Origin of the sequence: Aureimonas mangrovi, from assembly GCF_014058705.1 — a bacterium.
Classification (GTDB): domain Bacteria; phylum Pseudomonadota; class Alphaproteobacteria; order Rhizobiales; family Rhizobiaceae; genus Aureimonas; species Aureimonas mangrovi.
In genome coordinates this window covers 366,575-387,253 of record NZ_CP059692.1, presented here as the reverse complement: position 1 = coordinate 387,253, position 20,679 = coordinate 366,575, and the positions used below count along the sequence as shown (strand labels likewise).

Here is a 20,679-nt window from a genome sequence, read left to right as displayed (position 1 = left end):
TGCGATGTGATCGCCGCGCCTCTGTCGCGCGCTGCGATCCGGCCGCTTAGCGGCCGTCCGAACTCCCTGCTTCTCGCCTCAGCTCGAAGACCCGTCACGCTGGGTCGCGGCCTTCGAGGGGTGCGCCGAGGCTTCTGCCTTGGCAAGGCCCCTACGGCATCAGGAGGCGAGCGCATCCTTCCCATTCGGCTTCCTGCGAAGGGCCTTCACCCGCTTGTTCTCGTCCGCCATCGCGCCCGTCTCCCGTCGCCGCGGAAGATAGGAATCATTCTAAACCATTGATGTTCCAGAAGCTCGGAACGGTTTTTCCTCGACGCCGCCCGGTCGGGGCGCTAAGCCACGCTCGTTTTCGCGCCGCCTTTCCGGCGGCCGGCAGACCGGAAGGCCGCGTCCCGATGCTGAAGGCCCGTTGCGAGGTGCCCCTCGACCAGCCGCTCGCCATTCTCGGCGAGCTCTGCGAGCATTATCTCGAACATGGTTCGGCGAGCCATGAGGGCCCGCTCGGCACAATCTCGATCGTCTACGGCAACGCGCGGCTCGAGGCGCGCGAGGCGACCATCTTCGCCGAGGTCGAGGCGACGAGCGAGACGTATCTCGCCTACATGCAGATGGGCATCGTCCATCACCTGCGCGAGTTCGTAGGCGACGCGATGCCGAAGGTGGCGTGGGAAGGCGACGGACGGCTCGGCGTTCTGCCCCCCTTCTTCCGGCAGATGCGGGTGGTGAAGGCCTACGACGTAACGCCGATGATGCGCCGTGTGGTGCTCTCGGGGGAAGACCTCGAAAGCTTCTCGCGTGGCATCCACGTGCGCCTGGTCTTCCCGCCGAAGGGGCGCGCTCCGGTCTGGCCGATCCTCGGCGAGGATGGCTGCCTCGTCTGGCCGCAGGGCGAGGACGCGCCGGTCGCGCGGATCTACACGATCCGGCGCATCGATGTTTCGACCGGCGAGGTCTGGATCGACATCCTGCGCCACGACGGCGACACGACGCCCGGCTCGCGCTTCGCGGTCGAGGCGGCGCCGGGCGACATCGTCGGCATGATGGGCCCCTCCGGCGGGGAACAGGCGCCGGGTCGTTCGCTGGTGCTGATCGGCGACGAGACGGCGATCCCGGCGATCGCCCGGATCATCGAGCGGCTGCCCAAGGACGCGACGGCGCGTGCCATCGTCGAGGTGGCTGGGCCGGAGGAGGAGCAGCCGCTCGGGCGCCATGCGGGCCTCAGCGTCGAGTGGGTGCATCGCGATGCTGGGCCGGGCCGGCTCGCCGAGCGCTTCGAGGCGCTCGACTGGAGCGCGCTGCCGGCTGACAGCTTCGTGTGGGCAGGCTGCGAGTTCGACGACTTCAAGGCGATCCGCCGCCGCTGCCGCTCGGTCCTGAAGCTGCCGAAGGAGCAGCACATGGTCACCGCCTACTGGCGGCGCGGGGTCGCCGAAGAGCACTGAGCGACCCGGTCCCGCAAGAGCGAAGCCGGGCCGGCATCCAGGCAAGGCGGCGGGGCGCGAACGCGCGCGCCGCGTGCCCCTCAGCTCACCATTTGTAGGTCAGCGTCAGGTTCACCTCTCGCGCCTCGCCGTAGAAGCAGGCGATGGTACTGGAGCACGAAACCGTCTCCTCGTCGAAGAGGTTGGAAGCGTTGAGCGCCGCGGCGAAATTGTCCTTCTCGTAGCGGATGGCCGCATCGAACAGAACGTAGTCGTCCACCTTAAACTCGTTGGCCGTGTCGGCATAGGACGAGCCGGTGTAGCGCACGCCAGCCCCGAGGCTGAGGCCTTCCAGGCGCTCGGACGGCACGGTGTAGTCGAGCCAGAGCGAGGCGAAGCTCTCCGGCGTCGCCGGCGTCACGTTGCCGATCTCCAGCGGATTGCCCTCTTCGACCTCGAGATCATACCAGGTGTAGGAGGCGATCGCCTTCAGGTCGTCGGTGATCTGCCCGCTGGCTTCGAGTTCGACGCCTTGCGAGGACACCTTGCCGATCTGGCGGTTGAAGAAGAGGCCGTCGCTGGTGACGAAGTTGTCGCGCGTCAGATCAAAGACGGAGACGGCGAACTGGGTGCCGGGCAGGAAGGTCGGCTGATACTTCAGGCCCACCTCGTACTGCGTTGCCTCCTCCGGCTCGAATGGGTCGCCCGTCAGATCGTCGAGGCCGGTGCGCGGCAGGAACGAGCGGGAGATGCTCGCATACGGGGCTAGGCCGTTGTCGAAATTGTACATCAGGCCCGCGCGGCCCGAGAAGGCGTCTTCGCTCGAGGCAAAGGACGCCGGATCGGCGCCGAAACGGTCCGCTGCGCTGCGGTTGTCGTCGAAATCGGTGTCGACGTAATCGTAGCGGCCCGACAGAAGCAGCGACCATCGATCGAACTTGATGTTGTCCTGGGCGTAGAGGCCGAGCTGGCTCTGACTGGTGTCCGACAGGCTGTAGCGGGAATTGAGAGAGAACGGCTCGCCGTAATTCGGATCGAGAAGGTCGAGCGGCGCGCCGGCTTCGTAGCCCGCCTCGTCGTCGAGCTGGAAGTTCTTGTAGTCCAGACCGAAGAGGAAGCTGTGGGCGAGCGGCCCCGTCTCGACGTTCCATTCGAGCTGGTTGTCGACGGTGAAGAGGTCGACGGTCGGTGTCGTCAGGAAATTGCCGCGCGCAAGCTGTGCATCGGCCGGATCGCCAGCATATCCAACGCCGTAGACGTCGATGAAATCGATCTCCAGCCGCCCGTAGCGCAGGTTCTGGCGCACTGCGAGATCGTTGTTGAAGCGGTGCTCGAACTCGTACCCGGCGAGCGCCTGCGTGCGCTCGAACGAGCTGAGGTCCGGCTCGCCGGTGAACAGGCTGCGCGGGATGCGGCCGAAGGGCGCGTCCACCGCCGTGCCCTCGTAGGGCAGGAAGTTCTGCCCGCGCGTCTCGAGCTTTGAGATGTTGGCGTAGAGGTTGAGCGTGGTGCTCTCGGTCGGCGCCCAGCTGATCGTCGGCAGGATCGCGAACTGGTCGTTGTCGGTGAAATCGACCTTCGTCTCGCCGAAATTGCCGGTACCGACGAAGCGGTAGGCGACCGTACCGTCGGCGCTCACGCCCTCGACGTCCGCTCCGCTCCACACATTGCCGAACTCGTTGACGCCGACGGACACCTCGCCGCGGTTCTGGAAGGTCGGACGCTTGGACTGGAGATTGACAAGGCCGCCCGGATTGGAGCCGCCATAGAGCGCCGAGGACGGCCCGCGAAGGACGTCGATGCGCTCCAGAAGATAGGGGTTCACCTTCCAGGTCGCGAAGCTGTCGCTCGACTGGAGCTGCAGCCCGTCGAGGAAGTAGCTATTGATCTGCGAGGTGAAGCCGCGGATGAGGAACCAATCGTTGCGCGTGTCGGCGCCGAAGGTCTCCGAGCGGATGCCGGGGGTGTAGCGCGTCGCCTCGACGACCGAGCGCGCCGCCTGATCCGAAATCTGCTCGGCGCCGACCACGCTGACAGCCTGCGGGGTCTCGTTCAGAGGCACGTCGCCCTTGGTGGCGCTGGCGCTGTCTTCGGGGACGTAGCCGTTGAACGGGCCGGTACCGCCCTCGCCGGTACCGTCTCCCTCGACCACCACCGTGTCGAGCGTGACGGTTCCCTGCGCCAAGGCGCCAGCTGCCATCAGGCAGCTCGACGCCAGAAGCGTGAACCCAAACGAGCCGAGGCGTCGACCGCAAACCATGAATGCCCCCTGAATTCCCTGTCGCGCCCGGCCGGGTCGCGAACGCGTCAGCGTTACGATAAGTGGAATGAGAGGGTCAACTTAAGCTCGGCCGGAGCGTCGCTTATTCATCACATGTGCTGCCGGCGGGTCACACAAGGCGCCCCGACAGCCTTCGAGAACTCGCGCGCCATGTACTCGCCGGACGGCATCACCGACGAGGACGGCTTCTCGGCGACCTTCGACCCGCGCTTCGCCGAGGCTGCGCAGAACGCCTGAAGCGGCGGATGCGCTGGCCGGTCGTGCCATCGCGTCCTTTGAACTACAGCGCCGTCCCGTCCGCCGCGAAGCGATGGACGCGCCCGGGCAGCGGCGCAAGGCGGACCGTCTCGTCGACCGCGATCGTCGTCTCCTCCGGAATGCGCACCGTCATCTCCTCTCCGCCGTCGAGCGTGACGTAGAGATAGCTGTCCGAGCCCAGATGCTCGGCGTGGCGCACCCGGCCGAGCCATTCGCCCTGCGGATCGACGCGCACGTGCTCGGGACGAATGCCGACCGTGTGCGCATCGCGCTCCGCCGCCGCCTCCCCGGCGAGGAAGTTCATCTTCGGCGAGCCGATGAAGCCGGCGACGAAGATGTTGGCGGGCTTGTTGTAGAGGTCCATCGGCCGGCCGACCTGCTGCACCACGCCAGCTTCGAGGACGACGATCCGGTCAGCCAGCGTCATCGCCTCGATCTGGTCGTGCGTGACATAAACCATCGTCGCGCCAAGCGAGCGGTGCAGCCGCGCGATCTCCAGCCGCGTGTTGACGCGCAACGCCGCGTCGAGATTGGACAGCGGCTCGTCGAAAAGGAACAGCGTCGGCTCGCGCACCACCGCGCGCCCGATCGCCACGCGCTGGCGTTGCCCGCCGGACAGCTCCGCCGGGCGGCGCTCCAGGAGGTGGGCGAGTTTCAGGAAGTCCGCCGCCTGCGAAACGCGCTTCTCGCGCTCGGCCTTGGCCACGCCGTCCTGCTTCAGCGCAAGGCTCATGTTTCCCGCAACGTCGAGATGGGGGTAGAGTGCGTAGCTCTGGAAGACCATCGCGATGCCGCGCTTGGCGGGGACCACGGCGTCGACGTTGCGCCCGGCGATCTCCACCGTCCCTTCCGTCTGCATCTCGAGCCCGGCGATGATGCGCATCAGCGTGGACTTGCCGCAGCCGGACGGGCCGACGAAGACGACGAGCTCGCCCTTCTCGACCGCAAGGTCGATGCCCTTCAGGACCTCGACCTTGCCGAAGCTCTTGACGATGTTGGAGAGTTTCAGGGACTGCACCAAAGCGATCCTTCTCAAAAGCGGACGGGCGCGCCGTCGCGCATCGAGCGGTCGGCGGCGAGGACCACGGCGAGCGAGCGCACCGCGTCCTCCATGTGGCGGGACAGGTCGAGATCCTGCGCGATCGCGCGGTGGACGAAACGCTGCTCGGCCTCGCACAATTCCTGGTGGCCGGGCTCACCGTCCATCGACAGGAACTCGTCGGCCTTCGCGAAACCGCCGTCCGGCGAAAGAGCGGCGTGATGGACGCGGATGCGCGCGGTCCTGGTGTGGGTGTCGATGTCGGCGGAGGCCGCGCCCTCGTCCATGACGATCGAGACGGAGCCGTTCGGGCTCATCACGTCCTTCACGAAGAACGCGGCCTGCGAGATCATCGGGCCCCAGCCGGCCTCGTACCAGCCGAGGGAGCCATCCTCGAAGAACACCTGGAGATGGCCGTAATTGACCTGCGCCGCGTCGATCTCGTCGGACAGCCGCAGCCCCATGCCGCGCACTTCCACAGGCGCGGCGTCGGTGATCTGCAGCATCACGTCAAGATAATGCACGCCGCAGTCGACGACCGGCGAGGTGGTCTTCATCAGCCGCTTGTGGATGCCCCAGGCCGCGCCCGAGGACTGCTGGTTGAGGTTCATGCGGAAGACGTAAGGGCCGCCCAGCGCCCTTGCCCGGCGCACGAACTCCACCCAGGACGGATGATGGCGCAGGATGTAGCCGACGACGAGCTTGCGGTTCAGCCGCTGGGCCGCCTCCACCACGCGCCGCGCGTCTTCGACGCTCGCGGCCAACGGCTTCTCCACGAAGACATGCGCCCCGGCCTCCATCGCGCGGATCGCGAGATCGGCGTGAGTGTCGGTGTAGGTGGCGATGCACACGAGGTCCGGCTTCAGCGCCAGCCCTTCCTCGAAGCCCGAAAGGAGCGGCACGCCCGTCAGTTCGTCCGGCAGGTTGGGTGCCGAACGATTCACGAGGCCGACGAGCTCGAACCCCTCGTCGCGCGCATAGGCGAGGGCGTGGGAGCGCCCCATCTGGCCGAGCCCGACCACCAGGGTTCTCAACGCCCTCACTTCACCGCCCCCGCCGTGATGCCGCGGATGAGCTGGCGCGAGAAGATGAGGTAGAGGACGAGGATCGGCACGATCGCGAGCGACAGCGCCGAGAGGACCGCCTCCCAGTTCGTCACGTACTGGCCGAGGAAGATCTGCGCGCCGAGCGTCACCGTGCGCGTCTCCTCGCCCGGCGCCAGGATCAGCGGGAACCAGAGATCGTTCCAGATCGGGATCATCGTGAACACCGCGACGGTGGCGAGCGCCGGGCGCACCAAGGGCACGACCAGCTGGAAGAAGATGCGGTATTCCGACAGCCCGTCGACGCGGCCTGCGTTCTTCAGATCCTCCGGCACCGTCTTCATGAACTCCGAGAGGATGAAGACGGCGAGCGGCAGCCCTTGCGCGGTGTAGACGAGGACGAGCGCCGTCAGCGTGTTGACGAGGCCGGCGGCCACCATCATCTGGAGGATCGCGACCGTACCGAGCCGGATCGGCACCATGATGCCGAGCGCCAGGAAGAGGGCGAGGACGCTGTTCAGCCGGAAGCGGTATTCGGAGAAGGCGAAGGCCGCCATCGCCCCGAAGAGCAGCACGAAGATGAGCGAGCCGACCGTGACGATCAGCGAGTTCTGGAAGTAGAGGACGAAATCGCCCTGCGCCATCACCTGCCGATAGCCGGCAAGGCTCGCCGTTTCCGGCAAAGGCGGTGTCAGCGGAGAGCCGAAGATGTCACGCCGCGCTTTAAAAGAGTTCATCAGGACGACGAGGACCGGCACGAGCGAGATCGCCGTGTAAACGAGGAGCGCCGCGTGCACGAGGCCCATGCGGAAGCGCTGGCTGGGTGCGGTCGCCATCGCCGGCCTCACATCTGGTAGCGGCGCATCCGCCGCTGGATCACGAAGAGATAGAATGAGACGCCGACGAGGATGAACAGGAACATCGCCGTCGCCACCGCCGCGCCCATGTGCCGGTCGCCGCTCTGGAGCTGGAAGCCGAAGAAGGTGCGGTAGAGATAGGTGCCGAGGATGTCGGTGGAGCCGTTCGGGCCGCCGAGCGCGCCCTGCATGACATAGACGATGTCGAAGGCGTTGAAGTTGGCCACGAAGGTCAGGATCGAGACGAGGCCGATCGTCGGCAGGATCAGCGGCAGCTTGATCTTGAAGAACTGCTTGAAGCCGGTGATGCCGTCGCACTCGGCCGCTTCCGTGATCTCGCTCGGGATGGTGATGAGCGCGGCGTAGATCAGGATCATCGGGATGCCGACGAACTGCCAGACCGAGACGAGCGAGACGGCGATCAGCGCCGATCCCTCCTGGCCGAGCCATGGCGCGAAGAGGAAGCGCAGCCCGACCGCGTCGAGGACGCTGGGCGCCACGCCCCACAGAGGCGAGAGGAGAAGGCGCCAGATGAAGCCGACGATCACGAAGGAGAGGATTGTCGGCAGAAAGAGCGCCGTGCGGTAGAGCGCGACGCCGCGAAGGCGCGGCACGGTGAGAAGGGCCGCCAGCGCAATGCCGATCGGGTTCTGCACCAGCATGTGGAAGGCGAAGAAGACGAGATTGTTCTGGAAGGCGTTCCAGAAGCCGGCCGACCAGCGCGGGTCGCCGAACAGAACGCGGAAATTGTCGAGCCCGACGAAGCGCGTCGCGCCGTCGCGCACGTTCTCCAGCCCGAGCGCCAGCGTCTGGAACAGCGGCACGATCATTACGACCGTGTAGACGAGAAGCGCCGGCGCCAGGAACACGGCGATGTGCCATCGGCGGCGGGCAATGGGCCTGTCGGTCATGGCACTCCTCGTTTCCGGATGTCTCGGGAGGGCCGCTCGGCGCCCTCCCCGTTCGGCCCCTGGCCGCTTACTGCGCCGCGTCCGCCGCGTTCGGCGCCGAGCCCGGCGTGTACCAGCTGTCGAGGCCCTGCTGCAGGCGCTCGGCAGCTGCCTGCGGCGTCTCGGTGCCGTTCACGACATTCGCCGAGGCCGTCCAGGTCTCATTCTCCAGATTGGGCGTGCCGCGCGACAGGATCTGGTAGGTCGATCGGATGGTCGGCTCGCAGCTCTCGCGCCACGCCACGATCTCGCGCGCCAGTTCGTTCTCCAGTTCCACCGGCTGGTCGATCAGCGGAAAGAAGCCGGGTGCGGCATTGGCGTAGAGCGCCGCGAATTCGGGGCTCGCGACCCATGCGAGGAAGGTGCGCGCGGCCTCCGCGTTCGGCGAGGCGGCGTTCAGGCCCATGCCGATATCCGGATGGTCGGAGACGTAGCAGGTGCCGCCCGCCTCCACGACCGGCGGGGCGAAGGCCTTGATCGGGAAGTCAGCTTGGCTCTCGAAGATCGCGATCTCCCAGGAGCCGGCGGGATAGATCGCCGCGCGGCCGAGCGTGAAGAGGTTCTGGCTGTCGGCGTAGCTCTGCGCCTCGAAGCCGTCGCCCAGATAGTCGCGCCAGCGCGCCAGTGCCTCGAAGGGGCGCACCCATTCCGGGTCGGTCAGCTTCTCGGTGCCCGCGATCAGCGCCTCGCGCCCTTCCTCGCCGCGCCAGTAGGCCGGGCCGATGTTCTGATAGCCCATCGTGGCCGCTTCCCACTGCTCCAGCGTGCCCATCGCCATCGGGATGTAGGTCCCGTCCTCCTGGATGGTGTCGAGCGCGGCGAAGAACTCCTCTTCGGTGGTTGGCGGCGTGATGCCGAGCTCCTCGAAGGCCGTTTCGTTGTACATGAAGCCGTGCAGCACCGAGGCCATCGGCACGCAGAAGGTCTGCGAGCCGTCGTCAGTCGCCCATGCGGTGCGCGCGACGGCCGAGAAATTGTCCATCCCTTCTAGATCGGAGAGATCGGCGAGCTGGCCGCGCTCGAACAGGGCGAGCGAGGCGTCGAAGGGGCGGCAGGCGATGAGGTCGCCCGCTGTGCCCGCGTCGAGCTTGGCGCCGAGCGCCGAATTGTACTCGGTCGGCGCCGTCGGCGAGAAATTGATGCTGATATCGGGATGGGCCGCCTCGAAGGCCGGGATGATCGTCTCCTGCCAGGTGGCGATGTCGTCCGAGCGCCAGCTCTCGATCGTCAGCGTCGTCTGCGCGGCGGCCGGCAGGGCGAAGGCGAGTGCGGCAAGGCCCGTCGAGGCCATCAGGATGCGGTGCTGCATGGTCAAAACCCCTGTCTCTCGTTCTCCGCCCCTTCTTCGTGGGCGGGCTTTACCGTCGCGGCGAAGGATTTCGCCGCGTCCCTATCCGTCGTGGCTCGAAAGCGCGCGCCGCAGATATCCGTCATGGGCCGCGAGGAGCGCGCGCGCCTCCTCCGCCGAGCCCTTGCCGGCGGCGACCAGCACCGCCGGCTTCACCTCTCCGCCAGCCGCCTCCAGCGCGCGGGAAGCTTCCTGCGCGTCGACGCCGGCCAGATCCTCCACGATGCGCCGCGCCCGCTCGCGCAGCTTGGCGTTGTCGGCGCGCAGCGCGACCATGTGCCCGTCATGGACATGGCCGCGCGCAACCGCGAGTGCCGTCGAGATGATGTTGAGCGCGATCTTCTGCGCCGTGCCCGCGCCCATGCGCGTCGAGCCGCCGACGATCTCCGGCCCGGTGTCGAGAAGGACGGCGATGTCGGCTTCTGCGAAGAGCGGTGCGCCGGGATTGTTCGCGATGGCGACGGTCGCGGCGCCACGCTCGTGCGCCGCGCGCAGCCCCGCGACAACGTAAGGCGTGGAGCCGGACGCCGAGATCGCGACGACACAATCCGACGGGCCGATGCCGGCACGCGCGACGTCCTCGCGGGCAGCCTCCCCGTCATCTTCCGGGCCGCCGGCGAAATCTCGGACGAGATCCGGCCCACCGGCGAGGATCGTCAGGAAGCGCTTCGGATCCTCGCCATAGGTCTGCGGGATTTCCAGAGCGTCGGCGAGCGCCATCAGCGCGGGGCTACCGGCGGCCAGATAGACGAGGCGTCCGCCGGCCGCGAGCCGGTCGCCGACGAGTTCCACGGCAGCCGCGAGCGCCGGCAACGCATCCTCCACGGCCTTCGCCGCCTCAACCTGCCCCGCAAGGAGGATCGACACGACGCGGGCCGACGCCTGGGCATCGAGCCCGGCGGACATCGGGTGCAGCTGTTCCGTGGGGCGCAGTGACGCGGCCATCGGCTCTCCTCCCCCGGTCTCGCGATCCTCTCCGGCTGGCCTGTCGACCGCCCGTCGATGGAAAGTACCAAACAAAAACCATTTGTCGAGAGGGCTTACGCGCGCTGGCTCGAATGACCGCCATCGCGGCGTTTGCCAGCCACGGAGGTATTGGCCGCACCGTGGATTGCGTATAAGCAAGGCAAAGTGGTTATGTTTTGGCTTTGTCTTCCGATGGCACAACCGAGGACCCGGACGATGGCGATGCGCGGGAGGTCCCGGACCTGCGCGAGGATCGGCGCGTCATGAGCCACCCCTTCCGCTTCGACACACTGCCGATCAGCGAGGGGCCTCTCTATCGCCGCCTCCAGGCGCTGATTCGCGAGGCGGTGGGCGACGGGCGGCTGCGCCCGGCCGAGGCTCTGCCGTCCGAGCGGGACCTCGCGACCGACCTCAACGTCTCGCGCGTCACTGTGCGCAAGGCGCTCGAAGGGCTGGTCGCGGAAGGCGTCGTCGAGCAGCGGCACGGTTCGGGCACCTTCGTCGCCGATCGCGGGCCGCGTCTCGAGCAGGGCCTCTCGCACCTTACCTCCTTCAGCGAAGACATGCGCATCAGAGGCCGCAGAACCACCTCGGACTGGCTCCTGCGTGGCCTCGACCGCGTCCAGACCGCCGAGGCGATGGCGCTCGCGGTCTCGCCGGGCACCTTCGTCTCCCGCTTCCATCGCCGGCGCCGCGCAGACGGCGTGCCGCTGGCGGTGGAGCGCGCATGTGTGCCGGCCTCCATCCTGCCGGACCCGGCCGTAGTCGAGGATTCGCTCTATGCCGCGATGGAGGCGGCGGGCCGGCGCCCGGTGCGCGCGCTCCAGCATCTCTCCGCCGAGAATGTCGGCGAAGCCGACGCCGAACTCCTCGGCGTCGCGCCCGGCACGGCGGCGCTCGCGATCCTGCGCGTCTCCTTCGACGCGGACGGCCGGCCTGTGGAGCGCACGCATTCCTTCTATCGCGGCGACGCCTACGACTTCGTCGCCGAACTCACCTTGTCGCAGGGGCACCGCAGCCGATGAGCGAACAGAGCCTGATGGCGCGAGAGATCGCTGAGATTCCGGCAGCGACCGAGCGCTTCCTGGAAAGATCGGCGCCGCGCGCACATGAGATCGGTACTCGCCTCGCCACGCTCGATCCGCGCGTCCTCGTCACGGTGGCGCGCGGCTCTTCCGACCACGCCGCGACCTACTGGAAATATGCCGCCGAGATCGCGACCGGCCGCCCGGTCGCCTCGATCGGACCGTCCATCGTCTCCGTCTACGGCGCGCGCCTCGATCTCGCCGGACAGGCCGCGCTGGCAATCTCCCAGTCGGGCCGCAGCCCGGACATCGTCGCGCTTCTCGATGCCGCGCGTCGGGGCGGCGCGGAGACGATCGCACTGGTCAACGCCGAAGACGCGCCGCTCTCGCAGGGCGCGACATGGCCGCTCGCGCTCCATGCGGGCCCCGAGCGCAGCGTCGCCGCCACCAAGAGCTTCGTGGTTGCGGTCGTCGCGGCACTATCCATCCTCGCCGGGTGGACGCGGGACGACGCGCTCGCCCGTGCGCTGAACGATCTGCCGGCCCGTTTCGAAACGGCGCTGGAACAGGACTGGAGCGCCGCGCTGGAAACGGTCGCCGCGGCGCGCTCGCTCTACACGCTCGGGCGCGGGCCGGGCTTTGCCGTCGCCGGGGAGGCCGCGTTGAAGCTCAAGGAGACGAGCGTCCTGCACGCGGAGGCCTTTTCGGGCGCCGAGGTCCTGCACGGACCGGTTTCACTCGTCGGCGAAGGCTTCCCTGTCCTCGCCTTCCTCGCCGGCGATGCAAGCCGCCCGGGCCTCGTCGAGATCTGCGAGCGCGTCGCGGCATCCGGCGGCACACTCCTCGCCGTCGGCGACGCCGGCCGGGGACTGACCCTGCCGTATGCGCCGACCGGTCACCCGATCACCGAGCCTTTGTCCATGCTGGTGTCCTTCTACGCTTTCGTGGAACAGGTCTCGCAGGCGCGCGGCCAAGACCCCGACAAGCCGCGCGGGCTGAAGAAGGTAACGGAGACCCTATGAGCGATACGACCGTCTTTCTCGGGGCCTCGATCTTCGACGGCGATTCACGCCGCGAGCATCAGGTGCTCGTCGTCACGGGCGGCGTCGTCGAGGCGATTCTGCCGGAAGGCGAGGTTGATCCCGGCTGGGCGCGCGTCGAGCTCGACGGCGGGCTGATCGCGCCCGGATTCGTCGACATCCAGGTGAATGGCGGCGGCGGCGTCTTGTTGAACGAGACGCCCACCGTCGAGGGCGTTCGCGCGATCTGCGCCGCGCACGCACGCGTCGGCGGCTCCACCGCGCTCCTGCCCACCATCATCACCGATCGGCCCGAGATCACCTATGCGGCGATCGAGGCGGTCGCGCACGCAATGGCGATCGGCGTTCCGGGCTGCGCTGGCATCCATGTCGAGGGACCGTTCCTGTCACAGGCCCGAAAGGGCGCGCACGAGCCGGCCTTCATCCGTCCGATGGGCGAAGAAGACCTCCAGCGCCTCGTCGCAACCGATGTGCGCCCGCTGCTTCTGACCGTCGCGCCCGAGAGCGTGACGAACGACCAGATCTCGCGTCTTTCCGCCGCCGGCATCCACGTCTCGCTCGGCCACACCGACTGCGACTACGACACGGCGATGGCCGCATTCGACGCCGGCGCCTCCTGCGTCACGCATCTCTTCAACGCGATGAGCCCCCTCACCCACCGCGCGCCGGGTCTCGTCGGCGCAGCGCTCGACGCGCCGGACGTCTTCTGCGGCTTCATCGCCGACGGCCACCACGTCCATCCCGCGGCGCTCGGCGCCGCGATCCGCGCCAAGCGCGGGAGGGGACGGATGCTTGCCGTGACCGACGCCATGCCGACCGTCGGCTCCGAGGCCGACAGCTTCGTCCTCAACGGACGGGTGACGACGCGCGAGAGCGGCCGGCTGACGCTGGCGGACGGCACGCTCGCGGGCTCGGACCTGTCGATGGTCGGCGCGCTTCGCTATCTGATGGAGGAGATGGGGATCGATTTCGTCGAGGCGCTGCGCATGTGCTCGCTCTATCCGGCGATCTATCTCGGCCTGCGCGGGCGCATCGGCAGCTTCGAGCCCGGTGCGAGAGCCGATATCGTCCATCTCAACGACGACCTCGGGCTTTCGGGCGTGTGGATCGGTGGACGCGCCGCCCGCTGATCAGCCGGCGACGAGCTCGCGCAGTTCCGCGACCGCGATGTCCGGGTCCTCGCTGTAGGGAATCGTGCCGGCGAAGGTGCCGTCGCGGTCCATCAGGAAAACCGAAGCCGTGTGATCCATCGTGTAGTTGCCGTCCTCGGTCGGCACCTTGGCGGCGAAGACGTTGAAGGCCGCACGCGCCTTCTCGGCTTCTTCCACGCTGCCGGAGACACCGACGACATGGCCCGTCCATTCGACGTACTGGCGCAGCATGTCGAGCGTGTCGCGCTCGGGGTCGACCGTCACGAAGAAGCTCTGGAGGTCGTCTCCGGCCGGCCCGAGTGCCTCGTACCAGCTCACCATCTCGGCCATCGTCGTCGGGCAGACGTCCGGGCAGTGGGTGAAGCCGAAGAACACCGCCGTCGGCCGGCCCTTCAGCCTACCTTCAGTGAACGTACCGCCATCGGTCGTCTCCAGCCGGTAATCCCCGGCGCCGAGGCCAGCCGCCTGCGTGCCGGAAAGGGCACCCGACCAGAGGACGGCGAGCGTGGTACCGGCCGCCGCAAAGCAGAGGGCGGCAACCGCGATCAGGATGGTTCTGCGCTGGGTCATGGGCTTCCCTGCGAGCTTGGACGCGCCAGGCGTTCGCCTTCATCGCCGGCGCGCTTGCGGCGCTCGCGCAGGACCAGCACCCAGCCGAAGATCGACAGACCGGCCAGCGTGAACCAGGTCAGAGCGTAGACGAGGTGGTTGTTCGAGAAGGTCAGGACGGTGAGCCCGCCGATGGGCGTTGCACCCGGCACCGGGTCGGCATCCACGAACATCGGCGCGACGTCGGCGATGCCGGCGGCCGATGCGATCTCGGCCACGTCGCGCGAATGCCAGCGCCCGGCTGCCGGATCGTTGCTGCGAAGGAAGCCGCCTTCGGGCTCGGTGGCGCGCAGGAGGCCCGTGACCGTGACCTCTTCGGGCGCGGGCCCCTCGGCCTCCATCGCGTCCCGCCCCTCACGCGTCACGAAGCCGCGGTTGACGAGGACGCTCCGCCCGTCCGCCAGACGTAGCGGCGACATCACCCAGAAGCCGCCACCGTGATCGGTAACGGCTTGGGTGTAGGCCACCGGAGCACCGAGCATCCCCCTCGCACTCACGCGGCGATAGGCATCGTCCGTTTCGTTCAGCGCCGACCAGTCGAGGCCCGCGAGATCGACGGGCGCCGCATGCGTGCGTTCGGCAACGGCGGCGACGAGGTCGTTCTTCCAGCCGAGGCGCTGCACCTGCCAGACGCCGAGCGCCACGAAGCCGACGGCGAGCACGGTCATCAACAGCGTGAAGGCGACGAAGGCGAGCGGTCGCCCGACGCGCCGGGGCCTTTCGGCTTCCATCACGGCACTTCCGGCGTGTCCGTCGCTTCCATCGTGTGGCCGGGCATCATGTTGGTGTTCAGATGGTACATGACCCACAGCGACCCGACGAGCGCGATGAGGGTGACGATGATGGTGAAGATCGCCGCCATCAGCGTCCAGCCGCCTTCGGACTTGGCGTTCATGTGGAGGAAGTAGATCATGTGGACGAGGATCTGGGCGAGGCCGCACGCCATGATCAGGAAGGTGGTGGTGACGGGATTGGAGATTACCTCCGCCATCACGAGCCAGAACGGGATCGCCGTCAGCACCACCGACAGCGCGAAGCCGATCAGATAGGTCTTGCGCGTGCCGTGCGCATGGCCGGAATCGTGTCCGTGGCCATGATCGGCGTCGTGGGCGTGATGGCCGCCCCGGGCGATCTGGGCGTTGGCGGTCTGGGCGTTGGCGCTCATCGCAGCATTCCCATGAGATAGACGACGGTGAAGACGCCGATCCAGATGACGTCGAGGAAGTGCCAGAACATCGACAGGCAATCCACGCGGATCCGGTTGGCCGGCACGAGCCCGCGCTGGCTGATCTGGACGAGGAGCACGACCAGCCAGACGATGCCGAAGAAGACGTGCAGCGCGTGCGTTCCCACCAGCACGAAGAAAGCCGACAGGAACGCCGATCGCTGCGGCACGGCGCTCTCGTGGATGAGGTGGTAGAACTCGTAGAGCGTCAGCCCCATGAAGGCCGCGCCGAGAAGGCCGGTCAGCGAGAGCCACAGGAGCGTGCCGCGCTGGTTGCCCTCGTTCATGTCGAGGACGGCGAAGCCGTAGGTGATCGACGAAAGGAGGAGCGCGGCCGTCGAGACCGCCACGAGCCTGAGGTCGAACAGGTCCTGCGGGCCCGGCCCGGCCGCGTAGTTGCCGCCCACCACGCCGTAGATCGCAAACAGCGAGGCGAAGATGAGACAGTCGCTCATCAGGTAGAGCCAGAAGCCGAGATGCGTCGAGCCGTGGGCGGCGTGCTCGTGCGGCTCGAGATCATAGAAGCTCGGCGCGTCGGCGCCGGACGCTGTGGTCACGTTGGTGCTCATCAGCGGACCCCCTGCGCCTGTGCGAGGAGCGTCGTGCGCCGGTCCTCCTCACGCGTCACGACCTCGGCGGGGATATGATAGTCGCGGTTGTAGTTGAAGGTGTGCAGGATGATGACGCCGAGCATCGCCACGAAGCTCAGCACCGCCAGCCACCAGATGTACCAGATCAGCGCGAAGGCGAGGACGACGCTGATCCCCGAGATCACCACGCCCGCCCAGGTGTTGCGCGGCATATGGATGTCGCGGAACCCGGTCGTCGGGCGCTGTGCACCGCGCGCCTTCATGTCGGCCCAGGCGTCGTTGTCGTGGATCACAGGCGTGAAGGCGAAGTTGTAATCCGGCGGCGGCGAGGAGGTTGCCCATTCCAGCGTCCGGCCGTTCCACGGGTCGCCCGTCGTGTCCCATTCCTTGTTCTTCGACAGGATCGACACGGCCAACTGGATCGCCATCGCCACGATGCCGGCGGCGATGATGAGGGCGCCAATGCCCGCGATCACGAACCAGATTTGGAGCGAGGGATCGTCGAAGGTGCGCAGGCGCCGCGTCACGCCCATGAGGCCAAGCACATAGAGCGGGCCGAAAGCCACCCAGAAGCCGATGACCCAGAGCCAGAAGGAGATCTTGCCCCAGAATTCGTTCAGCTTGTAGCCAAAGGCCTTGGGCCACCAGTAGTTGATGCCCGCGAAGATGCCGAAGAGCACGCCGCCGATGATGACGTTGTGGAAGTGCGCCACCAGGAACAGCGAGTTGTGGAGCACGAAGTCGGCCGGCGGCACCGCGAGGAGCACGCCCGTCATGCCGCCGATGGTGAAGGTGATCATGAAGGCGATCAGCCACATCATCGGAAGCTCGAAGCGGATGCGCCCTTTGTACATGGTGAAGAGCCAGTTGAAGATCTTCGCCCCCGTCGGGATCGAGATGATCATCGTGGTGATGCCGAAGAACGAGTTCACGCTCGCGCCCGAGCCCATCGTGAAGAAGTGGTGGAGCCACACGAGGTAGGACAGGATGGTGATGACCACCGTCGCGTAGACCATGGAGGTGTAGCCGAACAGGCGCTTGTTGGAGAAGGTCGAGGCGACCTCCGAGAAGATGCCGAAGGCCGGCAGGATGAGGATGTAGACCTCCGGATGACCCCAGATCCAGATGAGGTTGACGTACATCATCGAGTTGCCGCCGAAATCGGCGGTGAAGAAGTTGGTGCCGACGTAACGGTCGAGCGCGAGCAGCGTCAGCACCGCCGTCAGGATCGGGAAGGACGCCACGATCAGGATGTTCGTGCACAGCGACGTCCAGGTGAAGATCGGCATCTTCATCATGGTCATGCCGGGTGCGCGCATCTTGATGATGGTCGCGATGAGGTTGACGCCCGATAGCGTGGTGCCCACGCCCGCCACCTGCAGAGACCATATGTAGTAGTCGACGCCCGAGGCCGGCGAGTTCTCGATGCCCGACAAAGGCGGGAAGGCGAGCCATCCGGTCTGCGCGAATTCGCCAACGAACAGGCTCATCATCACGAGCACAGCGCCGCCGGCCGTCATCCAGAAGGAGAAGTTGTTCAGGAACGGGAAGGAGACGTCGCGCGCGCCGATCTGCAGCGGCACCACGTAGTTCATGAAGCCCGTGATCAGCGGCATCGCCACGAAGAAGATCATGATCACGCCGTGCACGGAGAACAGCTGATCGTAGTGGTGGGCGTTGAGATAGCCCTCAGAACCGTTGAAGGCGATTGCCTGCTGCAGGCGCATCATCAGCGCGTCGGCAAAGCCGCGCAACAGCATGATCAGGCCGAGGATCATGTACATGATGCCGATCTTCTTGTGATCGACGGTGGTGATCCAGTCGCGCCACAGCCAGCCCCAGAGCCGGTAGTAGGTGAAGGCGCCGACGACGCCGAGGCCGCCGATGGCGACCACGACGAAGGTGGCGATGACGATCGGATCGTAGGGAAGCGCGTCCCAGCCGAGCCGGCCGAGGAGGGGGGACCAGGTCGAGTTCATCGTTCGGACATTTCGGCAAGATGGGTGGAGGACTGGCCGAAGCCGATCATTTCGAGAAGCGGTGTGCGCCTCGAGGCGAAGGCCGATCCATCGCCGAGGCCCTTGCCCTGCAGGGGCGACATGTCGGACGGCGCGGCGACGGGCTCGCGCACCTTCGACATCGCCATCGCCTCCTCGACGGTGCAGATCGCGGCGACGTAGGTCTTGCGCTGGCCGAAGGGCGTCGGGTTGCGCTCGACGCCCGCGTAGCGCTCGGGAACGGTGTTGACGAGGCCGGCAAGGCCGAGGCCACCGCTCCGGTCGATCGCCATCATCTCGCTCATGCACATCTTGTCACGCTCGACGCACATGTTGAGGATGGCGGTGTAGAGATCGTCCTCGACGCCCGAGAAATGCATCGTCGGCACGTTCTCGCTCGGCTGCGCGACCTCTAGGTACCGCGCCCGGTCGAGCGTGTCGTCAGAACCGCGAACGGTCTCGACCCATTCGTCGAAGGCGGCGTCGTCGACGGCGTGCACGGGATAGCGCATGCCGGAAAAGCCCCGGCCGCTGAAATGGGCGGCGATGCCGCGATACTCGCCTTCGTTGTTGAGGACGCCGTGCAGGCGCGTCTGCATGCCGGGCATGGCGTAGATCTGGCCGGCCATCGCCGGGATGTAGAAGGAGTTCATCACGGTCGAGGAGGTCAGCTTGAAGCTGATCGGCCGGTCGACCGGCGCCACGAACTCGTTCACCGTCGCGATGTCGTATTGCGGGTAGATGAACATCCACTTCCAGTCGAGCGCCACGACCTCGACCTCGAGTGGCTGCGTGTTCTCCTCGACAAGCCGCCCCGGTCCGACACGCGCCAGCTCGCGATAGGGGTCGAGAAGATGCGTCGAGACCCAGGTCACTGCGCCGAGGCAGATGATGATCGCCAGCGGCGCCGCCCAGATGACGAGCTCCAGCCGCGTCGAGTGATCCCAGTCCGGCTCGTAGACCGCATCCTTGTTGGAGGCACGGTACTTCCTCGCGAACACGACCGTCAGCACCATCACGGGAATGATGATGATCAGCATCAGCACCGTCGAGATGACGATGAGGTCGCGCTGCTGCATGGCGACGTCGCCGGCCGGAGCCATCACGACGGCATTGCACCCCGACAGGATCAGGGCGAGAAGCGGGACGATGAGCAGTTTCGAAAATCGTGGCACGGGCGTTCGCTCGGCTTGGATCGCAGGGTGTCTGCGCCTACGCCGGACGCTGCCTGCGATGCCATTGGACATTTTGTCTAATGCCCGCGCGGGCGGCTTTGGTGCAGGGCAGACCTCGATCGCCGCGCGGTGTAGTCTTTATAACCCGATACCGTCCGTCGAACAGCCTGCCATTGTCGGAGCGTGAGATGTCGTCCTCGTCCATTCCCCACCCGCAGACCGCGGCCGAGCGCGACGCGCGCGCCGTCAACGAGCATGCCGGGGCCGATCCGGGCGAGATCGCCATCGGCGTCATCATCGGGCGGACGTCCGAGTTCTTCGACTTCTTCGTCTACGCGATCGCCTCGGTGCTGGTCTTCCCCGCGCTGATCTTCTCCTTCGCCGATCCGCTGACAGGCACGGTCCTGTCCTTCGCGGTCTTCGCGCTGGCCTTCGTGGCCCGTCCGCTCGGCACGCTCGTCTTCTCGGCGGTCGACCGCGCCTATGGCCGCGGCGTGAAGCTGACGATCGCCCTGTTCCTCCTCGGCACCTCCACCGTGGCGGTGGCGTTCCTGCCGAGCTACGAACGGGCCGGCTGGGTGGCGATCGCCATTCTCGTTGTGTTTCGCTGCGCGCAGGGGCTGGCGCTCGCCGGCGCCTGGGACGGCCTGGCCTCGCTGCTCGCGCTGAACGCGCCGGAGGGCAAGCGCGGCTGGTACGCCATGATGCCGCAGCTGGGCGCTCCGATCGGGCTGATCGTCGCAAGCTCGCTCTTCGCCTATCTGACGATGAGCCTCTCGGCGGAGGATTTCCTGTCCTGGGGCTGGCGCTATCCGTTCTTCGTGGCCTTCGCCATCAACGTCGTGGCGCTCTTCGCGCGGCTGCGCATCGTGGTGACGCCGCAATACACCAAGCTCTTCGAGACGGGCGAACTCGTGCCCGGAACCGTTTCGGACACCATCCGCGACGATTGGCGCAACATCGTCATCGGCGCCTTCGCGCCGCTGGCGAGCTTCGCGCTCTTCCACATGGTCACGGTGTTTCCTCTCTCCTACGTCTTCCTCTACACGGACGACCAGCCCTCGAACTTTCTCGTCATCGAGGGGGTCGCGGCGGTGGTCGGCCTCGGAGCCGTGGTCCTGTCGGGTGTCCTCGCAGACAGGATCGGGCGGCGCTGGCTGCTCGGCGCCTCGGCCGTCGCCATCGCGATCTTCAGCGTCTTCGCGCCGCTGCTGCTGGCTGCCGGCACGGTCGGCGAGACGGTCTACATGGTCCTCGGGTTCACGCTTCTGGGCATTTCCTTCGGCCAGTCCTCGGGCGTCGTCGCGGCCAACTTCACGCGCCAGCACCGCTACACCGGCTCGGCGCTGACCTCCGATCTCGCCTGGCTCTTCGGCGCGGGCTTCGCGCCGCTGGTGGCGCTGGTCCTTACAGAGCAGCTCGGCGTCATCTCCTCGGGCGGCTATCTTCTGTCGGGCGCCATCTGCACGCTGATCGCGTTGCGCCTCAACCGGCGCCTGGCCGCCAGCAACTGATCGAACGGGTCGGGGGCCACCGCGCTCCCGACCACCTCCGATCTCCCGCCTTCTGACCGCCCATTGGGAGCGCGACGATTTCCGTCAGCGACAACACCAACCGGAAGAACCTTTTTCTCCTCGTCCAGCTCCGCTGGATCGCGGTCGCGGGCCAGGTTGCGACGATCCTCTTCGTCCATGCCTGGCTCGG

At 67.1% G+C, this 20,679-nt stretch carries 19 protein-coding genes; 6 read left to right on the top strand and 13 right to left on the bottom strand.

The features are described from left to right. The first annotated feature begins 395 nt into the window (after positions 1-395). Positions 396-1,442: a siderophore-interacting protein gene (locus tag H1343_RS01780; protein ID WP_185984277.1), complete on the top strand. Its 1,047-nt coding sequence runs from the start codon at positions 396-398 to the stop codon at positions 1,440-1,442. An 85-nt stretch (positions 1,443-1,527) separates the two neighbouring features. On the opposite strand, the gene H1343_RS01775 is transcribed toward H1343_RS01780, so the two are convergent. Continuing rightward, positions 1,528-3,621, bottom strand: coding sequence for a TonB-dependent siderophore receptor (locus tag H1343_RS01775; protein ID WP_185984276.1), 2,094 nt, complete (start codon positions 3,619-3,621; stop codon positions 1,528-1,530). Between the two features lie 174 nt (positions 3,622-3,795). Here H1343_RS01775 and H1343_RS01770 point away from each other — a divergent pair, with 174 nt between their 5' ends. Further along, complete coding sequence (locus H1343_RS01770; RefSeq protein ID WP_185984275.1) at positions 3,796-3,939, top strand: hypothetical protein; 144 nt, start codon at positions 3,796-3,798, stop codon at positions 3,937-3,939. A gap of 43 nt (positions 3,940-3,982) precedes the next feature. Here H1343_RS01770 and H1343_RS01765 read toward each other — a convergent pair whose 3' ends face one another. The 6 genes from H1343_RS01765 to H1343_RS01740 form a co-directional block, all read right to left on the bottom strand. Continuing rightward, positions 3,983-4,978 carry an ABC transporter ATP-binding protein gene (locus tag H1343_RS01765; protein ID WP_185984274.1) on the bottom strand — a complete coding sequence of 332 codons (996 nt, stop codon included), beginning with the start codon at positions 4,976-4,978 and terminating at the stop codon, positions 3,983-3,985. 14 nt (positions 4,979-4,992) lie between these two features. Beyond that, positions 4,993-6,003 (bottom strand): Gfo/Idh/MocA family protein, encoded by a 1,011-nt coding sequence (locus H1343_RS01760; protein ID WP_185985418.1) that lies wholly within the window; start codon positions 6,001-6,003, stop codon positions 4,993-4,995. A gap of 35 nt (positions 6,004-6,038) precedes the next feature. Then, positions 6,039-6,878, bottom strand: a complete 840-nt coding sequence (locus tag H1343_RS01755) for a carbohydrate ABC transporter permease (RefSeq protein WP_185984273.1) — start codon at positions 6,876-6,878, stop codon at positions 6,039-6,041. Between the two features lie 8 nt (positions 6,879-6,886). Continuing rightward, positions 6,887-7,810, bottom strand: coding sequence for a carbohydrate ABC transporter permease (locus H1343_RS01750; RefSeq protein WP_185984272.1), 924 nt, complete (start codon positions 7,808-7,810; stop codon positions 6,887-6,889). 67 nt (positions 7,811-7,877) lie between these two features. Beyond that, positions 7,878-9,158: an ABC transporter substrate-binding protein gene (locus H1343_RS01745; RefSeq protein ID WP_185984271.1), complete on the bottom strand. Its 1,281-nt coding sequence runs from the start codon at positions 9,156-9,158 to the stop codon at positions 7,878-7,880. Between the two features lie 81 nt (positions 9,159-9,239). Then, entirely contained in the window at positions 9,240-10,142 is a 903-nt protein-coding gene (locus H1343_RS01740; protein WP_185984270.1) for an N-acetylmuramic acid 6-phosphate etherase, read from the bottom strand. 284 nt (positions 10,143-10,426) lie between these two features. Here H1343_RS01740 and H1343_RS01735 point away from each other — a divergent pair, with 284 nt between their 5' ends. From H1343_RS01735 to nagA, 3 genes are read left to right on the top strand one after another with little or no spacing between them, the layout of a single operon-like run. Then, entirely contained in the window at positions 10,427-11,188 is a 762-nt protein-coding gene (locus tag H1343_RS01735; protein ID WP_185984269.1) for a GntR family transcriptional regulator, read from the top strand. Further along, on the top strand, positions 11,185-12,210 hold the full coding sequence (locus H1343_RS01730; protein WP_185984268.1) for an SIS domain-containing protein: 1,026 nt from the start codon (positions 11,185-11,187) through the stop codon (positions 12,208-12,210). Before H1343_RS01735 ends, H1343_RS01730 begins: the two co-directional genes overlap by 4 nt. Further along, positions 12,207-13,358 carry an N-acetylglucosamine-6-phosphate deacetylase gene (nagA, locus tag H1343_RS01725; RefSeq protein ID WP_185984267.1) on the top strand — a complete coding sequence of 384 codons (1,152 nt, stop codon included), beginning with the start codon at positions 12,207-12,209 and terminating at the stop codon, positions 13,356-13,358. Before H1343_RS01730 ends, nagA begins: the two co-directional genes overlap by 4 nt. Here the strand turns inward: nagA and H1343_RS01720 are convergent, their stop codons facing one another. The 6 genes from H1343_RS01720 to cyoA are packed head-to-tail and all read right to left on the bottom strand — an operon-like array spanning position 13,359 to position 18,975. Then, on the bottom strand, positions 13,359-13,949 hold the full coding sequence (locus H1343_RS01720) for an SCO family protein (RefSeq protein WP_185984266.1): 591 nt from the start codon (positions 13,947-13,949) through the stop codon (positions 13,359-13,361). Then, positions 13,946-14,719: an SURF1 family protein gene (locus tag H1343_RS01715; protein ID WP_185984265.1), complete on the bottom strand. Its 774-nt coding sequence runs from the start codon at positions 14,717-14,719 to the stop codon at positions 13,946-13,948. The genes H1343_RS01720 and H1343_RS01715 overlap by 4 nt, the downstream gene beginning before the upstream one ends. Beyond that, a complete protein-coding gene (cyoD, locus tag H1343_RS01710) occupies positions 14,719-15,153 on the bottom strand; it encodes a cytochrome o ubiquinol oxidase subunit IV (RefSeq protein ID WP_185984264.1) in 435 nt (144 codons plus the stop codon). Before cyoD ends, H1343_RS01715 begins: the two co-directional genes overlap by 1 nt. Beyond that, entirely contained in the window at positions 15,150-15,782 is a 633-nt protein-coding gene (gene cyoC, locus H1343_RS01705) for a cytochrome o ubiquinol oxidase subunit III (RefSeq protein ID WP_185984263.1), read from the bottom strand. The genes cyoD and cyoC overlap by 4 nt, the downstream gene beginning before the upstream one ends. Next, on the bottom strand, positions 15,782-17,782 hold the full coding sequence (cyoB, locus tag H1343_RS01700) for a cytochrome o ubiquinol oxidase subunit I (protein WP_185984262.1): 2,001 nt from the start codon (positions 17,780-17,782) through the stop codon (positions 15,782-15,784). The genes cyoC and cyoB overlap by 1 nt, the downstream gene beginning before the upstream one ends. After that, the gene (cyoA, locus tag H1343_RS01695; protein WP_185984261.1) at positions 17,779-18,975 is read right to left on the bottom strand and encodes a ubiquinol oxidase subunit II; all 1,197 of its coding nucleotides are present in this window, start codon (positions 18,973-18,975) and stop codon (positions 17,779-17,781) included. Before cyoA ends, cyoB begins: the two co-directional genes overlap by 4 nt. Positions 18,976-19,163: 188 nt before the next feature. Here cyoA and H1343_RS01690 point away from each other — a divergent pair, with 188 nt between their 5' ends. Next, a complete protein-coding gene (locus H1343_RS01690; protein WP_185984260.1) occupies positions 19,164-20,489 on the top strand; it encodes an MFS transporter in 1,326 nt (441 codons plus the stop codon). Positions 20,490-20,679: the final 190 nt, after the last annotated feature.

Excerpts from the sequence above, each read along its gene's own strand:
- H1343_RS01780 (WP_185984277.1), top strand. The coding sequence starts at position 396 with ATGCTGAAGGCCCGTTGCGAGGTGCCCCTCGACCAGCCGCTCGCCATT.
- H1343_RS01775 (WP_185984276.1), bottom strand. The coding sequence starts at position 3,621 with ATGGCAGCTGGCGCCTTGGCGCAGGGAACCGTCACGCTCGACACGGTG.
- H1343_RS01770 (WP_185984275.1), top strand. The coding sequence starts at position 3,796 with ATGTGCTGCCGGCGGGTCACACAAGGCGCCCCGACAGCCTTCGAGAAC.
- H1343_RS01760 (WP_185985418.1), bottom strand. The coding sequence starts at position 6,003 with ATGGGGCGCTCCCACGCCCTCGCCTATGCGCGCGACGAGGGGTTCGAG.
- H1343_RS01755 (WP_185984273.1), bottom strand. The coding sequence starts at position 6,878 with ATGGCGACCGCACCCAGCCAGCGCTTCCGCATGGGCCTCGTGCACGCG.
- H1343_RS01750 (WP_185984272.1), bottom strand. The coding sequence starts at position 7,810 with ATGACCGACAGGCCCATTGCCCGCCGCCGATGGCACATCGCCGTGTTC.
- H1343_RS01745 (WP_185984271.1), bottom strand. The coding sequence starts at position 9,158 with ATGCAGCACCGCATCCTGATGGCCTCGACGGGCCTTGCCGCACTCGCC.
- H1343_RS01740 (WP_185984270.1), bottom strand. The coding sequence starts at position 10,142 with ATGGCCGCGTCACTGCGCCCCACGGAACAGCTGCACCCGATGTCCGCC.
- H1343_RS01735 (WP_185984269.1), top strand. The coding sequence starts at position 10,427 with ATGAGCCACCCCTTCCGCTTCGACACACTGCCGATCAGCGAGGGGCCT.
- H1343_RS01730 (WP_185984268.1), top strand. The coding sequence starts at position 11,185 with ATGAGCGAACAGAGCCTGATGGCGCGAGAGATCGCTGAGATTCCGGCA.
- nagA (WP_185984267.1), top strand. The coding sequence starts at position 12,207 with ATGAGCGATACGACCGTCTTTCTCGGGGCCTCGATCTTCGACGGCGAT.
- H1343_RS01720 (WP_185984266.1), bottom strand. The coding sequence starts at position 13,949 with ATGACCCAGCGCAGAACCATCCTGATCGCGGTTGCCGCCCTCTGCTTT.
- H1343_RS01715 (WP_185984265.1), bottom strand. The coding sequence starts at position 14,719 with ATGGAAGCCGAAAGGCCCCGGCGCGTCGGGCGACCGCTCGCCTTCGTC.
- cyoD (WP_185984264.1), bottom strand. The coding sequence starts at position 15,153 with ATGAGCGCCAACGCCCAGACCGCCAACGCCCAGATCGCCCGGGGCGGC.
- cyoC (WP_185984263.1), bottom strand. The coding sequence starts at position 15,782 with ATGAGCACCAACGTGACCACAGCGTCCGGCGCCGACGCGCCGAGCTTC.
- cyoB (WP_185984262.1), bottom strand. The coding sequence starts at position 17,782 with ATGAACTCGACCTGGTCCCCCCTCCTCGGCCGGCTCGGCTGGGACGCG.
- H1343_RS01690 (WP_185984260.1), top strand. The coding sequence starts at position 19,164 with ATGTCGTCCTCGTCCATTCCCCACCCGCAGACCGCGGCCGAGCGCGAC.